This window comes from Chryseobacterium sp. S0630 (assembly GCF_024158915.1).
Classification (GTDB): Bacteria; Bacteroidota; Bacteroidia; order Flavobacteriales; family Weeksellaceae; genus Chryseobacterium.
This window is the reverse complement of record NZ_JAMZGF010000013.1, coordinates 1-13,600: the sequence shown is the minus strand read 5'-3', so window position 1 is coordinate 13,600 and position 13,600 is coordinate 1. Positions and strand designations below refer to the sequence as shown.

At 35.5% G+C, this 13,600-nt stretch carries 15 protein-coding genes; 9 read left to right on the top strand and 6 right to left on the bottom strand.

Annotation, left to right across the window (positions count from 1 at the left end):
* Positions 1-54: 54 nt before the first annotated feature.
* The gene (locus tag NK356_RS08170) at positions 55-1,902 is read right to left on the bottom strand and encodes an alpha-L-fucosidase (protein ID WP_253316674.1); all 1,848 of its coding nucleotides are present in this window, start codon (positions 1,900-1,902) and stop codon (positions 55-57) included.
* Between the two features lie 154 nt (positions 1,903-2,056).
* On the opposite strand from NK356_RS08170, the gene NK356_RS08165 reads away from it, so the two are divergent.
* The 3 genes from NK356_RS08165 to NK356_RS08155 are packed head-to-tail and all read left to right on the top strand — an operon-like array spanning position 2,057 to position 3,903.
* A complete protein-coding gene (locus NK356_RS08165; RefSeq protein WP_034698538.1) occupies positions 2,057-2,278 on the top strand; it encodes a hypothetical protein in 222 nt (73 codons plus the stop codon).
* Positions 2,279-2,281: 3 nt separating this feature from the next.
* The gene (locus NK356_RS08160) at positions 2,282-3,379 is read left to right on the top strand and encodes a DUF692 family multinuclear iron-containing protein (protein WP_034698536.1); all 1,098 of its coding nucleotides are present in this window, start codon (positions 2,282-2,284) and stop codon (positions 3,377-3,379) included.
* Between the two features lie 38 nt (positions 3,380-3,417).
* On the top strand, positions 3,418-3,903 hold the full coding sequence (locus NK356_RS08155; protein WP_253316673.1) for a DUF1772 domain-containing protein: 486 nt from the start codon (positions 3,418-3,420) through the stop codon (positions 3,901-3,903).
* A 214-nt stretch (positions 3,904-4,117) separates the two neighbouring features.
* Here the strand turns inward: NK356_RS08155 and rpe are convergent, their stop codons facing one another.
* Both rpe and NK356_RS08145 read right to left on the bottom strand, forming a co-directional pair.
* Entirely contained in the window at positions 4,118-4,768 is a 651-nt protein-coding gene (gene rpe / locus NK356_RS08150; protein ID WP_034698534.1) for a ribulose-phosphate 3-epimerase, read from the bottom strand.
* A 334-nt stretch (positions 4,769-5,102) separates the two neighbouring features.
* Complete coding sequence (locus NK356_RS08145) at positions 5,103-6,176, bottom strand: M42 family peptidase (RefSeq protein WP_034698533.1); 1,074 nt, start codon at positions 6,174-6,176, stop codon at positions 5,103-5,105.
* Positions 6,177-6,227: 51 nt separating this feature from the next.
* Between NK356_RS08145 and NK356_RS08140 the strand changes: the two genes are divergently transcribed.
* Positions 6,228-6,932: a DUF4294 domain-containing protein gene (locus NK356_RS08140; RefSeq protein ID WP_034698532.1), complete on the top strand. Its 705-nt coding sequence runs from the start codon at positions 6,228-6,230 to the stop codon at positions 6,930-6,932.
* Positions 6,933-6,953: 21 nt separating this feature from the next.
* On the opposite strand, the gene NK356_RS08135 is transcribed toward NK356_RS08140, so the two are convergent.
* Positions 6,954-7,370: an NUDIX hydrolase gene (locus tag NK356_RS08135; RefSeq protein WP_253316672.1), complete on the bottom strand. Its 417-nt coding sequence runs from the start codon at positions 7,368-7,370 to the stop codon at positions 6,954-6,956.
* Between the two features lie 213 nt (positions 7,371-7,583).
* Positions 7,584-8,258, bottom strand: coding sequence for a tRNA (5-methylaminomethyl-2-thiouridine)(34)-methyltransferase MnmD (mnmD, locus tag NK356_RS08130; protein ID WP_034698530.1), 675 nt, complete (start codon positions 8,256-8,258; stop codon positions 7,584-7,586).
* Between the two features lie 85 nt (positions 8,259-8,343).
* Between mnmD and NK356_RS08125 the strand changes: the two genes are divergently transcribed.
* The 5 genes from NK356_RS08125 to NK356_RS08105 all read left to right on the top strand — a co-directional run bounded on the left by NK356_RS08125 (position 8,344) and on the right by NK356_RS08105 (position 12,333).
* Positions 8,344-9,414 carry a branched-chain amino acid aminotransferase gene (locus NK356_RS08125; protein ID WP_034698529.1) on the top strand — a complete coding sequence of 357 codons (1,071 nt, stop codon included), beginning with the start codon at positions 8,344-8,346 and terminating at the stop codon, positions 9,412-9,414.
* 171 nt (positions 9,415-9,585) lie between these two features.
* Positions 9,586-10,098 (top strand): hypothetical protein, encoded by a 513-nt coding sequence (locus NK356_RS08120; RefSeq protein WP_253316671.1) that lies wholly within the window; start codon positions 9,586-9,588, stop codon positions 10,096-10,098.
* Positions 10,099-10,179: 81 nt separating this feature from the next.
* Entirely contained in the window at positions 10,180-11,217 is a 1,038-nt protein-coding gene (locus tag NK356_RS08115; RefSeq protein ID WP_253316723.1) for a peptidylprolyl isomerase, read from the top strand.
* A gap of 171 nt (positions 11,218-11,388) precedes the next feature.
* On the top strand, positions 11,389-11,964 hold the full coding sequence (locus tag NK356_RS08110; protein ID WP_253316670.1) for a hypothetical protein: 576 nt from the start codon (positions 11,389-11,391) through the stop codon (positions 11,962-11,964).
* A 147-nt stretch (positions 11,965-12,111) separates the two neighbouring features.
* Positions 12,112-12,333, top strand: a complete 222-nt coding sequence (locus NK356_RS08105) for a hypothetical protein (protein WP_156106541.1) — start codon at positions 12,112-12,114, stop codon at positions 12,331-12,333.
* Positions 12,334-12,511: 178 nt separating this feature from the next.
* Here the strand turns inward: NK356_RS08105 and NK356_RS08100 are convergent, their stop codons facing one another.
* Positions 12,512-12,742, bottom strand: a complete 231-nt coding sequence (locus NK356_RS08100; protein WP_253316669.1) for a hypothetical protein — start codon at positions 12,740-12,742, stop codon at positions 12,512-12,514.
* Between the last annotated feature and the right edge of the window lie 858 nt (positions 12,743-13,600).

Sequence of the window (13,600 nt, the reverse complement as noted above, 5' to 3'; positions counted from 1 at the left end):
AATCCGGAGATTTTCTCCGGATTTTGTTTTTTATGAATGCATCTTTCAGGTGTACTAAAGGTTATTTTCAATTGCTCCCACATTTTCTCTGTAGAGTTCAAGAGGTTTATTCAATAAAACAGCAATGACGGTCATTTGCTTGTCAAGTTTTTCCTTTGGAACGTCAATATAAATAATTCCCGGTCTGTCGCTCCAGTACAGCTTATTGTAGATGGTATGAGGCAGCATAGTGCCTTCACCAACAACTCTTATTCTGGCAATTTCATTTTTTATTCCTTTCAGGGCAATCGGGCCGGTAGGTATTCCTTCCACAAAAAGATAAAGAGTCTGTTTGTCTTTTGATAAAGCACTTATTCCTGGGTAGTGACCAGCCGGAAGACCTTTTCCTGTCTCAAACAAAGCTTCAGCATGCTTACTTATCCATTCTGTGGTTTCCGGATTTGTTTTAGACGTTTTTTTAATTTTCATGTCAAGACCATCATAGGTAAGGCCTTCTTGCGTCAGTATATTCTGATCATAGCTCAGAGCATTGGCGATATCATAGACGGCTTCCTGAGTGTTTTTGTTTTCCAGTATTTCGGGAAGAGGATGTTTTTCCGTCTTAAAATCTTTCAAAAATGCAGGAGGTGTGTCAAAAGTAATTTCTGCCACAGTGACATCTTTGTCAAATTTTACATTGGAGAAATTCAGTGTCAGTGTTTTTTCTGCATTATAATCCATTGTAACAACAGCGGATGGATCTCCGATGATCTTTACTGAAAGAGGTTTTGTTGTCAATCCGGAAATTTTTGCAAAGTTTTTGGTTTCTTCCAGATAAAGGAATAAAGATTTTTTAGAGGTCGACAAAGAAGATTTTCCTTTATAGTTGTCAAAAGGAATTCCGCGGGTAGTTTCATAAATGGCATGTTGATTTTTGGAAGTCCATCGACCAAGATTTTTAAGAATCTCAATTTGTTCATCAGGAATTGTACCGTCTGATTTCGGGCCAATATCAAGCAGAAGATTTCCTCCCATGCTGAGCACATCTGCCAGTGTTCTGACAATCATATTGGGGGTTTTGTAATTTTTATCAAAAGGCTGATATCCCCAGGAATCATTCATGGTGTAACAAAGCTCCCAATATGGATTTTGCGGTGGAACAACAGGAATGCCCTGCTCAGGAGTATCATAGTCTCCGTGATGATTAAGCCTCGAATTAATGATAATATTAGAATTGTATTTTTTGAGTAAATCCAGGGTCTGAGCCGCTTTCCATTCTTCGGAAGTATGTTCCCAGTCACCATCGAACCAAAGAAGATCAGGAGAATATTGGGTAGAAAGTTCATTGAGCTGACCTTGATAATAGCGGATAAAATTCTGCCAGCGCTTTGGATCATTTTTGAGTTTGTAGCGTTTTTTTGTCCGGGTATTAATATCATAATACGGATGGCTCCAGTCCGGCAAAGAGAAATAAAGTCCTGTTTTTAATCCTGATTTTTTCAGAGCGGAAACAAAAGGAGTTAACACATCCTTTTTTGCCAAAGAGTGTTGAGGAATGCTTGTCGCTTTTTCTGCTCCTGAATTCCATAACGAAACTCCGTCATGATGTTTAGTGGTAATGACAGCATATTTTGCTCCGGATTCCTTAATGAGATTTACCCATTGTTCCGGTTGATATTTTGAAGCTGAAAAACCATTCAGCTGTTTCATATAATTTTCGTGGTTAATATAATTATTGAAGAATGACCAGGATTCTGAGATTCCGTTAACAGAGTAGATTCCCCAATGAATAAAAATACCCAGTTTTGCATTGCTGAACCATTCCATTTTTTTGCTGTTGCCAGCTGTCTGAACCTGTGCGCTGATATGATCTGCAGATAATATCAACCCAAGGAAAACAGCTTTAATCAGACTGATTTTCATATATAGATTTATTTTAACTCTAAATATAAATAAAGATAACGGTACCTTATATAAGAGTTGCTGATATTTATTAATAATTGTTATCAAAACGTTTCTTATTATTGTATTTTTATAAATGGAACGTTTATTGTAAAATTTATCTGAAAAAGCAATTATGAAAATTCCAGCAATATTAATGGCAAGTTTATTAGCGGTGGGCGTGTCTGCACAAACGACTAAACCGGAAGCTAAAACAAAAAAGCCTGTTAAAAAAGTAAAGAAAGCCACTTCAACGGATACGGTTGAAAAGAAAAAACCGGGAACACCTAAGCCGGTTGTTAAAAAAGATACACTTGTGCTTCGTGGACACGGCTGTCCGGCTTGCGGAATGGGATAGAAGATGAGAAAGCCAATGTTAGGAGTATCCATGATGGCAGAGGCAGATTTTGTTTCTGCTATTTTGCCGTTGTTGCAGAATAATTCTATCGATGTGATGGAATGGTCTTTTGATACCCTTTATCATACCAATGAACCGGATTGGCTTCGGGATCTGTTGAATTTCTACGCTGAAAATAACCGCTTGATAGGACATGGAGTGTATTATTCTTTATTTGATGCGAAATGGACAGAAAGGCAGGAAAAATGGCTGAAAAAGCTTAAAGAAGAGGTTAGTCTGCGGAAATATAATCATATCACGGAACATTTTGGTTTCATGAATACTGAGAATTTTCATCAGGGAGTACCGTTGCCGGTTTCTTTACATTCCAAAACTTTACAAATAGGAAAAGACAGGTTATACAGACTACAGGATGCTGTAAATATTCCTGTAGGGATAGAAAATCTAGCGTTCTCATTTTCTATAGATGACGTTAAAGAACAAGGCATTTTTCTTGACAAGCTGACGGAAGATACCAATGGTTTTCTGATTCTTGATCTTCATAATATTTACTGCCAATCCTGTAATTTCGAATTAGGAATGCAGGAGATCATTGCTTTATATCCTTTGGAAAAAGTAAAAGAAATCCATCTTTCCGGAGGAAGCTGGCAGGATAGTGTATATGGAAAAAAGCAGGTGAGAAGGGATACTCATGATGATATTATTCCTCAGGATATTCTTTCTGTTCTGCCGTCTGTACTTACACAATGTGGAAACCTGGAATATATTATTATTGAAAGGCTGGGACATACTGTGAAAACAGAACAAGAAAGAGATGATTTCCTGAATGATTTTAATAAAGTTAAAGACATTATTGAAACTTCAGATTTTAATGGAAAAGAAAAAAGTAGCTGGAGTAAGATGGAAATGAAACTCTCGGAAAGACCTTTAGAAGACCTGGTTTTATATGAAGAGCAGTCAAGGCTTACCCGACTTCTATATGATAATGCAAATATTGAAACCATTAAAGATCTGGATTTTCATTATTTTAAAACAGAAAAATGGGACTCTGAAATGATTCTTACAGCTCAGAATATTATTAAAAAATGGAATCCCTATTAATTCTATTCTTCTGATAACCAAAATCAAAATATATGAAAATGACAACATTAGTATTGATCATTACCGCTGTCCTCACTGCTCTGATAGGAGGGCTTTTCTATGCTTATTCATGCTCAGTTGTTCTTGGGCTCGGAAAACTTTCTGATACAGAATACCTGAAAGCAATGCAGAACATTAACCGGGAAATCCTAAACCCTGTTTTCTTTATGAGCTTTATGGGAACTGTAATTCTTCTTCCTGTATCTACCTTTTTACTCCGTGGACAGCAGCCTGTTTTTATTTTTCTTCTGTTGGCTACACTGGCTTATGTGATTGGTGTTTTTGGAGTAACAGTTGCCGGAAATGTTCCTATGAATGATACTTTGGATAAGTTTGATATATCCGGATCTACAACAGAAGCCATCAGAAAGATGCGGGAAAATTTTGAAAACAGATGGAATTTTCTGAATAATATCAGAACGGTCTTTTCAGTTATTTCGATCATTCTTGTGGTTTGTGCCTGTGTCTGGAATAAAGAAGTTTGAAAAATATAATAGATTAAGTAAAAATACTTACTGTTAAATTAGGTGTTTCTACGGATGTGTACGTAGGGTTTTATTCAGATCTTTGTGTTGTTAGCAAGATAGTTTTAAACATTTTCAAATAAGTTGAAAAAAAGATTATAACCAAGACGACTTAAATTTCCAAACAAGAGAAAAGGCAGCCAATGGCTGCCTTTTGTTTATTATTTTGATTCTTTTAGATCTTTAAAAGTTCAATTGTTCTTTCAGGACTTTCCGCTGAGAAAACAGCATTTCCTGCAACAAGAACATCAGCTCCGGCTTCAAATAATTTAGAAGCGTTGTCAAGGTTTACTCCTCCGTCTACCTCGATAAGCGCTGTAGAGTTGTTGCTTAAGATCAGGTCCTTGGTTTCAGCAATCTTTTTGTAGGTGTTTTCAATAAATTTTTGTCCTCCAAATCCTGGATTTACACTCATTAATAATACAAGATCTACATCTGCAATGATGTCTTCAAGCATTAATACCGGAGTAGAAGGATTTAAAACAACACCTGCTTTTGCTCCTTTGCTCTGAATGTGGTGAATGGTTCTGTGAAGATGAGTACATGCCTCATAATGTACAGAAACAAGATCAGCACCATGATTGATGAATTCATCAACATATTTTTCAGGTTCCACGATCATCAGGTGAACATCTACAAATTTTTTAGCATGCTGCTGAACGGTTTTCATCACCGGAAAACCAAAAGAAATATTGGGAACAAATCTGCCGTCCATTACATCAATGTGGAACCAGTCGGCCTGAGAGTTGTTCAGCATTTCAATATCTCTTTGCAGATTCCCAAAGTCTGCTGATAAAAGGGATGGAGCAATAAGCTTCGTTTTCATTTTTACTTTTTATACTTTTACTTTTATTATCCTATTGAAAATGAGTGGTCATGGGTGAAATAATAATTGGCTAGATATCCTGTTATTAAAACCGCCTCTATGACAGATAACTTTTTATTGTTAATGCTTAAGAGTAAAAACCTGTCAATTATAAGCAATACAAATAAGACCACAAGGAAAATTACCTCTATTGTGATTCCCAAACTTTCACTTGAATCGAATGTAAATAATTGATAAACGATCAAAGGAATTCCAAGCGTGACTATTATAATGGTTATAATAGAAATAAAAGTAGGGTTTTTAAATAGATGATAAAAGACCTTTTTCATTGTAATTAATGATACTTCAGTTTCATTTCCGGCTTGATCTTAAGAACGGTTTCATAGATAAGTTTGATCACATTACCTACGTCTTCTTTAGATACCATTTCTACCGTAGTATGCATATAACGCAAAGGTAAGGAAATTAAAGCACTTGGTACTCCGCCATTAGAATGAGCAAAGGCATCTGTGTCGGTTCCTGTAGCTCTGCTTGCTGCGGCTCTCTGGAAAGGAATTTTCTTGTTTTTTGCGGTATCAATAATTAATTCTCTGATGGTATGATGAACACTTGGAGCGAAAAACACTACTGGTCCTGCGCCACATTTCTGATCTCCTTCTTTTTTCTTTTCAATCATCGGAGTTGTAGTGTCATGGGTAACATCTGTTACAATCGCGATATTTGGTTTGATGGTGTCAGCAATCATGTCTGCTCCGTATAAACCTACTTCTTCCTGTACAGAGTTGGTAATATAAAGCCCGAATGGGATTGATTTCTTATTTTCTTTTAAAAGTCTGGCCACTTCAGCAATCATGAAACCACCGATTCTGTTGTCCAGAGCTCTGCAGACAAAATATCTGTCATTCATTTCAAAGAATTCATCCGGATAAGTAATCATACATCCTACAAAGATTCCCATTTCTTCTACCTCTTTTTTGGAAGTAGCACCACAGTCGATAAAGATGTTTTCGATTTTTGGAGTAGGCTCATTTTGATTGGTTCTTGTATGAATAGCCGGCCACCCGAATACTCCTTTTACAATTCCGTTTTCACCGTGAATATGAACTACTTTTGAAGGAGCAATGGTTTGATCTGAACCTCCGTTTCTGATGACGTAGATTAATCCATCATCCGTAATATAATTGACGTACCATGAAATTTCATCAGCATGTGCTTCGATCACTACTTTGAATTCAGCTTCCGGATTAATGATCCCATAACAGGTTCCATAATGGTCTACTTCTATTTTGTCCACATAAGGTCTGATGTAGTCCATCCAGACTTCTTGTCCTTTGTGTTCGTAACCTGTTGGGGATGATGTGTTTAAATATTTCTCTAAAAATTTCAAAGATTTCTTTTCAAATTTCATAAAAAGGAATGATTTTTGCGTTTAATTTTTCTTCTTATAAGTGTAAAAATAATGAATTTTAGTAAGATTATCTGCCTTTTTATTTTCTTTTTTGGAGTCAGTGTTTTTGGTCAGAAAGATGGAATAGTGGCAAAACCACTCAATCAGTATCCGCCCGAATCCCTGAAAGTGGATGAATTTGGTAATAAGTATTATTATGACGAACAGCAGAAGATTAAGGTGTATGAAATCAATGGAGAGCCTGTAGTTGTATTGGATGAGTTGGTTTTGGTGAATAAACCGAGATTTAATAATCAGCTGGATAAGAATTACTATTATTTTCTGAATAAAAAGCTGTACAGAGTATATCCTTTATTTGTTACTGCACTCCAGCAGTACAGAGATATCCAGAAAGATATGAATGATATGGACAGCAAAGCCAAAAGAAAGTTTGTAAGAGAAAGACAGAATATGCTTGCTGATCAGTATGAAAAACAATTGAGAGATCTTACTACCACTGAAGGGCAGGTTTTCGCAAAGCTGATGAACAGAGCAACCGGAAAAAATGTATTTGAGATTATCAAAGAATTAAGAGGTGGATGGAGTGCTTTCTGGTGGAATGTAAAAGGAAAAATGGCTGATATTGATCTGAAAGAACGCTATGATCCTCACGCTAACAGAAGTGATGAATTTATAGAGTCATTACTGCAGTCCAATTGGAATTCAGGTTATCTGCAGCCTTATCCCGGAGCAAATGATTTTAAAGTAAAGAAATAATATAAATTCCTGTAAGAATACTTACAGGAATTTTTCTTTTAATTTATCGAATACAATCTTATCTATTGGAAGAGGAAAAGGATTGTCTGGTCTGTCGATATCAATCCATTCTGTTTTTTCGATGCAGGGATCCAAAATAATAAAGTCTTCCTCGTTGACGATATCTACTATATAATATATGGTAAGAAGCTGCTCATTTTCTTTGAAACGGGATACCAGAAAGTTTTCCTGAGTATAGAAATGTTCCAGAATATCGATTTTTACATTCAATTCTTCATCAAACTCACGATGCAGACATTCCAGTACTCCTTCACCGTATTCCAATCCACCGCCCGGAAATTTCATTAAAGGCTCGCCGGCATATTCTTCAAATAAAGTCAGAACTTGTTTATCTTTTACCGCACAGGCATACACTCTAATGTTGATCTTATCTATCATATATATAATGTATAATATTTGTATAGCTAATGTAAGGAATTTTGTTGGAAAAAGCCGGAAGTTGGAAGCGCGAAGCTGGAAGTTTTAACACTATTTATTCTTAATAATGTTGAACTAACGTATCTTATATATTGATTATTATTTTAAAATAAAAGATCAGAATTAATTAAGCAGCCGACCCTAAGCATCCAGCTTCCATCCTCAAGCTTTCTTCTACAACTTAATTGCATTAATCATCTCTCTTTTTCCTGGAGGGCCTTGTTTTTTCTCTACCTGGAAATTCAATTCCTGAAGGATTCTTCTTACACTTCCTTTAGAAGAGTAGGTAGTTAATAATCCGTTAATGGCCATTTTGTCAGATACCAGTTCGAATAATGGCTTTTCCCAAAGGTCTGGCTGTACTCTGGCTCCAAAACAGTCAAAATAAACAAGGTTGATTTTTGGCAGATCAATGTCTTTCAGATCGAAAAAATCACATTCTATCTTTTTTAAATTGAATCCACTAATGATTTCTACTGACTTTTCCCAATCTGCCAGATGAATTTTCTGATAAATATTTTTAAACTCTGGGTTATCGAAAAGTTCAAAGTAAGCCAAATCCTTAACTTCGGATTCATTTATGGGGTATTTTTCTAGCGAAAAATAATTGATGACATGATTTTTGTCAGTTTTTAAATATTCATTAATTGTTACTAAAACATTCAAACCTGTTCCAAAACCGAGTTCTAAAATATTAATTTCGCAATCATTTATCAAATTAAGTCCATTTTTGATAAACACGTGTTCGGCTTCCTGTAGCGCTCCGTGATGAGAATGGTAGTTTTCATTTAATTCATTGATAAACAATGTTTTACTACCGTCGTTTGTGGTCTTTATTTCTCTTTTCAAGCTATTTTTTTGTCAAATTTACTCTAAAATTTTTATATTTAGAAAATTATGTTAAATTTGTAGAACATCGTAAAAATTTTAAAAAATGATAATTCAAAAAACTGAAAACTCCAGAATTTCTACATTTGACCCTAACAATTTTTCATTTGGTGGTACTTTTATTGATCATATGATCATTTGTGAGTACGAAGATGGAAAATGGGGTGATGTAAAATTAGTTCCTTACGGTCCGATTCCATTTACACCTGCCATGATGGGAGTAAACTATGGACAAGCTTGTTTTGAAGGTATGAAAGCCTATAAAGACAAAGACGGGCAGGTTTTCCTTTTCAGGCCTGAAAAGAATTTTGAACGTATCAACAAGTCAGCGAAGCGTCTTGCTATGCCGGAAGTGACTGAAGAAATGTTTTTAGACGGATTAAAGGCGTTAGTAGATATTGACAGAGAGTGGATTCCACAGGGGGAAGGAATGTCTCTTTATATCAGACCTTTGATTTTTGCTACTGAAGAAGCTTTGAAAGCAAGAGTATCTAATAAATATATGTTTGCTATCGTTGCAACACCTGCAAAGAGCTACTATTCTGAGCCGGTATCTGTAAAAATCTCTGATCACTATTCAAGAGCTGCAAACGGTGGAGTAGGTTCCGCAAAAGCTGCAGGTAATTATGCTGCTTCTTTCTATCCAACTCAGCTGGCAATTGAAGAAGGATATGAGCAAATCATCTGGACTGATGATGCTACTCACGAATATTTTGAAGAAAGTGGTACAATGAACGTATTTGTAAGAATTAACGATACGATCTATACACCTCCGACTTCTGAGAAAATCCTTGATGGAGTAACAAGAGACAGCTTCATCCAGTTAGCTAAGAAAAGAGGTATTGAAGTAAAAGTAGAACCAATTCCTGTGAAAACAGTTATTGAAGCTTTAAAGAACAATGAGCTTAAAGAAGTTTGGGGAGTAGGTACAGCAGTAGTAACTACACAGTTCCAGGCTTTAGGATATCAGGGTGAAAAACTTGAACTTCCAAGATTATCTGATGAAGAAAGCTATGCGGCTCTTCTTAAGAAAGATTTGGTAGACCTTCAAAACAACCTTTCTGAAGATCCGTTCGGATGGAGAGTTATGGTAGATCACGCTCTTGAAACAGTTTAATAGTATTTAAATAATTATATGAAAGCCGGGTTTTTCCCGGCTTTTTTGTATTTATGCATTGATCTAAAATGGAAGAATAGTTTTATAGAAGATGAATACATTCTTCCATTTACATATTTCTGTGTCAAGTTTTGTAATTGATTCCCGAAATGTGTATTTTCGCAAAAGTTTATGAGAAAAATACTCTTCATATCAGCCATAAGCCTGTTGAGCTGCAACAGAAATGCACAGATGGCCCATCCTCCTGTAGGCGGGGTTTTAAGCCAAAAAGATCTGGATGTTTCCAAGAACAGGATGAAAAATTTGAATGTCATAGAAAGAGGGCAGATTCAGGATTGGATCAGCGGTCAGTCTGTGAAGTTTTATCCTACGCAGCTTAATTATTGGGTAACGGTAGAAGGTTATGATCAAAGGGAAAGAAGGAAAGATGAAACTACAATTTCCTATTCTTATGATCTGTATGATTTTGATCAGACTAAAATCTACGATCAGCCTTTTGAAAGAAGAGATGCCAGATTCGGGCATTTTGATGAACTGAGAGCGGTGGAGAATGCTTTACGTTTTATACGTGATGGAGAGGAAGTAATGCTTTTGGTACCGTCTTCTTTGGCTTACGGAACCTACGGAGACGAAAAGAAAATAGATAACGACATTCCATTAATCATAAAATTAAAAGCTCTATAATATATGAAATTGTTTAACAAGAATATAATTCTGGCAGCGGCAAGTATTTCGCTGATGAGTTGTACCCCAATTTATAAAAAAATGAACGTAGACAAAGAAACTTACGAAGGTCTTAATGACGGACTTTATGCCAATCTTCAAACTACAAAAGGTAACTTAATTGTAAAATTTGAAGACAAGAAAGCACCAGTAACTGTAGCCAACTTTATCGGTCTTGCAGAAGGGAAAATCGACAACAAAGCTAAGGCTAAAGGAGTTCCTTACTATGACGGAACTATTTTCCACAGAGTAATCAAAGATTTCATGATCCAGGGAGGAGATCCTCAGGGAACAGGAATGGGAGATCCTGGATATAAATTCGAGGATGAAAGAAACGACCTTAAACATACAGGAAAAGGAGTTCTTTCTATGGCAAACTCAGGACCTAATACAAACGGTTCTCAATTCTTCATCACTGAAGTTGCTACACCTTGGTTAGATGGAAGACATACAATCTTCGGAAAAGTGGTAAAAGGAAATGATGTAATTGATGCTATTGCTAACGTTGAAAAAGGAGCTCAGGATAAACCTAAAACTGATATCGTTTTAGAAAAGGTTTCTGTTTTCAGCAAAGGTGATGAGTACAAGCACTACGATGCAGCTAAAACTTTCAACGAAGGAAAGGCTAAAATTGCAGAAAACAACAAAGCTTTCATCGCTAAAGAAGAAGCTGAAAAGAAAAAAAGAGAAGAAGAATTCAAAGCTAACCAGGAGAAATTAGTTGAAAACTTAAAAGCTGGTATGCAAAAAACTGAATCAGGTCTTTACTATAAAATCACAAAAACAGCTGACGGAAAAGCTCCAAAAGCTGGTGACAATGTATCTGTGCATTATGCAGGTAAATTGGTAGACGGAACTGAATTCGATTCTTCATTCAAGAGAAACGAGCCGATCGAAATTCCAATCGGAATGGGAAGAGTAATCAAAGGATGGGATGAAGGTATCCTGTTATTGAAAGAAGGTGAAACTGCTACATTATTGATCCCGCCAGCAATGGCTTACGGAGAAAGAGGAGCAGGAGGAGTGATCCCGCCAAATTCTTGGTTAGTTTTTGATGTTGAGCTTGTAAAAGTAAAATAATTGAATCTTCAAAATAGTACTAAAAGCCGTCCATAAGGATGGCTTTTTTTATTGGTGTCAAATACATTCTGTAACGATTGGCGTATAGGTTACGACATATTTTACAGTCTGGAAAGCTTATCTGTTTTTCCAGTGAAAAGTAATCTTCAAATTTATAATAACCATTAAATCATGAAAACCAAATCACTCCTGTTTCTGTTCGTTCTGTTGTCGTTGATGACTTTTTCACAGACTAAAGCGAATCCTGACGATCCAACGATAAAAAAGTCGCTTACTTATTTTGTAAACAGTATTCAATCTAAACAGATAGATCAGGCAGTAAGCTGTATATATCCGAAATTCTTCACCATAATTTCAAAAGAGCAGATGACACAGATTCTGAATATGACTTACAATAATCCATTCATGAAAATTGAAGTACAGGATTTAAATTTTGGAAATATTGAGAAACCTGAACTTATTACCGGTGAATATTTTTCTATTACCCATTATTTTTTGAAGCTGAAATGTAATGTCAGTTCATTAAACGATGATATGAAAAAGAAAATGAACAGTGCTTTAACCGCCAAGTATGGCGTAAATAATGTGAAATATCTGGCTAACGAAAGTTCGTATCTCATCAATACCAATATGAAAGCCTGTGCGGTTTCAAAAGATAAAAAGGCATGGAAATTTGTAATGCTTGAAAAGGAATATAAAAAAGAACTGGTGAAGATCTTACCGAAGAAAATTCTGGATAAGTTTTAAAGAGGTAAGCATTAGCTTTTATATTAAAATAGCCGTCTTGAAATGGCGGTTTTTTTGTTTCCTGTAAATACCGTAGAAATACGGATTTCGGCAAGGCTTTATTCCTTCTATCTTTATCATGCACTTAAAAGAACAAAATACAAGAATATGTTTAACCTGAATTACGACCAGATAAAGACGGAAATAGAATCTGAAATATGCAAAGAACACGGCATGCACCCTGAATTTGTAAAAACAGACGAAGGTTTTGGAATAAAAGCCTGCTGTGAACCTTTCAGAGAAGAGCTTGTTGAAAAGTCAGGGAAAATGATTGAAGAAGAAACAAAAAAGATCCTCGATGAGATGATGAAGGATCTGTTTAAAGAATAAGTTTTTACGATGTTAAGATAACTTTGTTATCACCTGAGCTGCTCCGGATGGAGTGGCTTTTTTGTTGAATACTGAAGGTCATTTTAGAGATATAAGAATGGAGTAGGGTTGTAAATAAAAAACCGCCCCAAACAGGGCGGTTTTTTCAGTAAAAATAAATTGAAAGTTATATGTTCTGTTATCTTTTCTTCATACTCGTTCCGGCTAAGGAACTGATGAATACAAGGCCAAACCCGATATAAGCGGCAAATGCCGTCAGGTATATAATTAAGCTGTTAAAGCTTGGTTCTAAGGCGTATACCAACACAGAAAATGCAGCAAAACTTAACATCAACAATAGACTCCATATATGCAATTTTGCAGCATCTTCATTTCTCTTAAAAATCATTTCAAAAAAGGCTCTCATCATTACTAACATTTTAAGGGTTATACATTAATTAATAGGATAAAGGCGCACTCATCACGGTAAAAAGAATAAATTCCTTTACTGGGCTAAGGTTCACGATGACTTTGCCATTTATTTATATCATAACACCGGGCTAAAAGTCCGGGATATTTTTGTTTTTTTTTCGAATCAATAAAGATTCTTGATTATTGTGATACCAGTTAGATACGGGGTGCAAAACTGCTGTGAAAAACTAACGGGGGTTAGTTAATCACGGACCCGTATCTTTTACGGCATCGTAGAAAAAAAAGGATTCATATACTAGATATGAACTTGAATCGGTGGAAAAACTGAAAATCCACAGAAAACCTCTTTTCTCATCCTTAGTGTTTTTTTTAATTTTTTCTCAATATTTTACATGCCAATATCATGCCAAAGTTCTGTTTTCGCGATTAACACTTTGTTTCACGGGATTGATGAGATTGTTGTGAAACGTGTTTTTATCTATTATTTCCTTAAACAAAGAAAAATTTTCTGTTTTTAAGCTTGAATAATCTGAAGTAAAGAAAATATTACGGAAGCATTTCGTTTTTATATAATTTAAAAACATTTATAGTAAAACCCGTGGAAGATTTCTATAAAGATAATCGGGCTTCCTTTATCTAAGCTAAGGATTATAGTCTGTTCCTATAGAAATTGTGTTATTCGTAAATTATTAGTGTAACTTGTGTTTAATTTTAATAAACACAAATACCACAAATATTTTTTCACAAATAGCACAAATAAATATACGCAAGCATCCGTACCAATCTGTGGAATCCGTGGGATACTTATAAGTTTCGGCTGAAGCCCTTTGATATTATTGAATTCGTGTTATTCGTG

What these genes read in the sequence shown, in the direction of transcription:
- NK356_RS08170 (WP_253316674.1), bottom strand. Translation starts at nt 1,902, where the DNA reads ATGAAAATCAGTCTGATTAAAGCTGTTTTCCTTGGGTTGATATTATCT.
- NK356_RS08165 (WP_034698538.1), top strand. Translation starts at nt 2,057, where the DNA reads ATGAAAATTCCAGCAATATTAATGGCAAGTTTATTAGCGGTGGGCGTG.
- NK356_RS08160 (WP_034698536.1), top strand. Translation starts at nt 2,282, where the DNA reads ATGAGAAAGCCAATGTTAGGAGTATCCATGATGGCAGAGGCAGATTTT.
- NK356_RS08155 (WP_253316673.1), top strand. Translation starts at nt 3,418, where the DNA reads ATGACAACATTAGTATTGATCATTACCGCTGTCCTCACTGCTCTGATA.
- rpe (WP_034698534.1), bottom strand. Translation starts at nt 4,768, where the DNA reads ATGAAAACGAAGCTTATTGCTCCATCCCTTTTATCAGCAGACTTTGGG.
- NK356_RS08145 (WP_034698533.1), bottom strand. Translation starts at nt 6,176, where the DNA reads ATGAAATTTGAAAAGAAATCTTTGAAATTTTTAGAGAAATATTTAAAC.
- NK356_RS08140 (WP_034698532.1), top strand. Translation starts at nt 6,228, where the DNA reads ATGAATTTTAGTAAGATTATCTGCCTTTTTATTTTCTTTTTTGGAGTC.
- NK356_RS08135 (WP_253316672.1), bottom strand. Translation starts at nt 7,370, where the DNA reads ATGATAGATAAGATCAACATTAGAGTGTATGCCTGTGCGGTAAAAGAT.
- NK356_RS08125 (WP_034698529.1), top strand. Translation starts at nt 8,344, where the DNA reads ATGATAATTCAAAAAACTGAAAACTCCAGAATTTCTACATTTGACCCT.
- NK356_RS08120 (WP_253316671.1), top strand. Translation starts at nt 9,586, where the DNA reads ATGAGAAAAATACTCTTCATATCAGCCATAAGCCTGTTGAGCTGCAAC.
- NK356_RS08115 (WP_253316723.1), top strand. Translation starts at nt 10,180, where the DNA reads ATGAACGTAGACAAAGAAACTTACGAAGGTCTTAATGACGGACTTTAT.
- NK356_RS08110 (WP_253316670.1), top strand. Translation starts at nt 11,389, where the DNA reads ATGAAAACCAAATCACTCCTGTTTCTGTTCGTTCTGTTGTCGTTGATG.
- NK356_RS08105 (WP_156106541.1), top strand. Translation starts at nt 12,112, where the DNA reads ATGTTTAACCTGAATTACGACCAGATAAAGACGGAAATAGAATCTGAA.
- NK356_RS08100 (WP_253316669.1), bottom strand. Translation starts at nt 12,742, where the DNA reads ATGATGAGAGCCTTTTTTGAAATGATTTTTAAGAGAAATGAAGATGCT.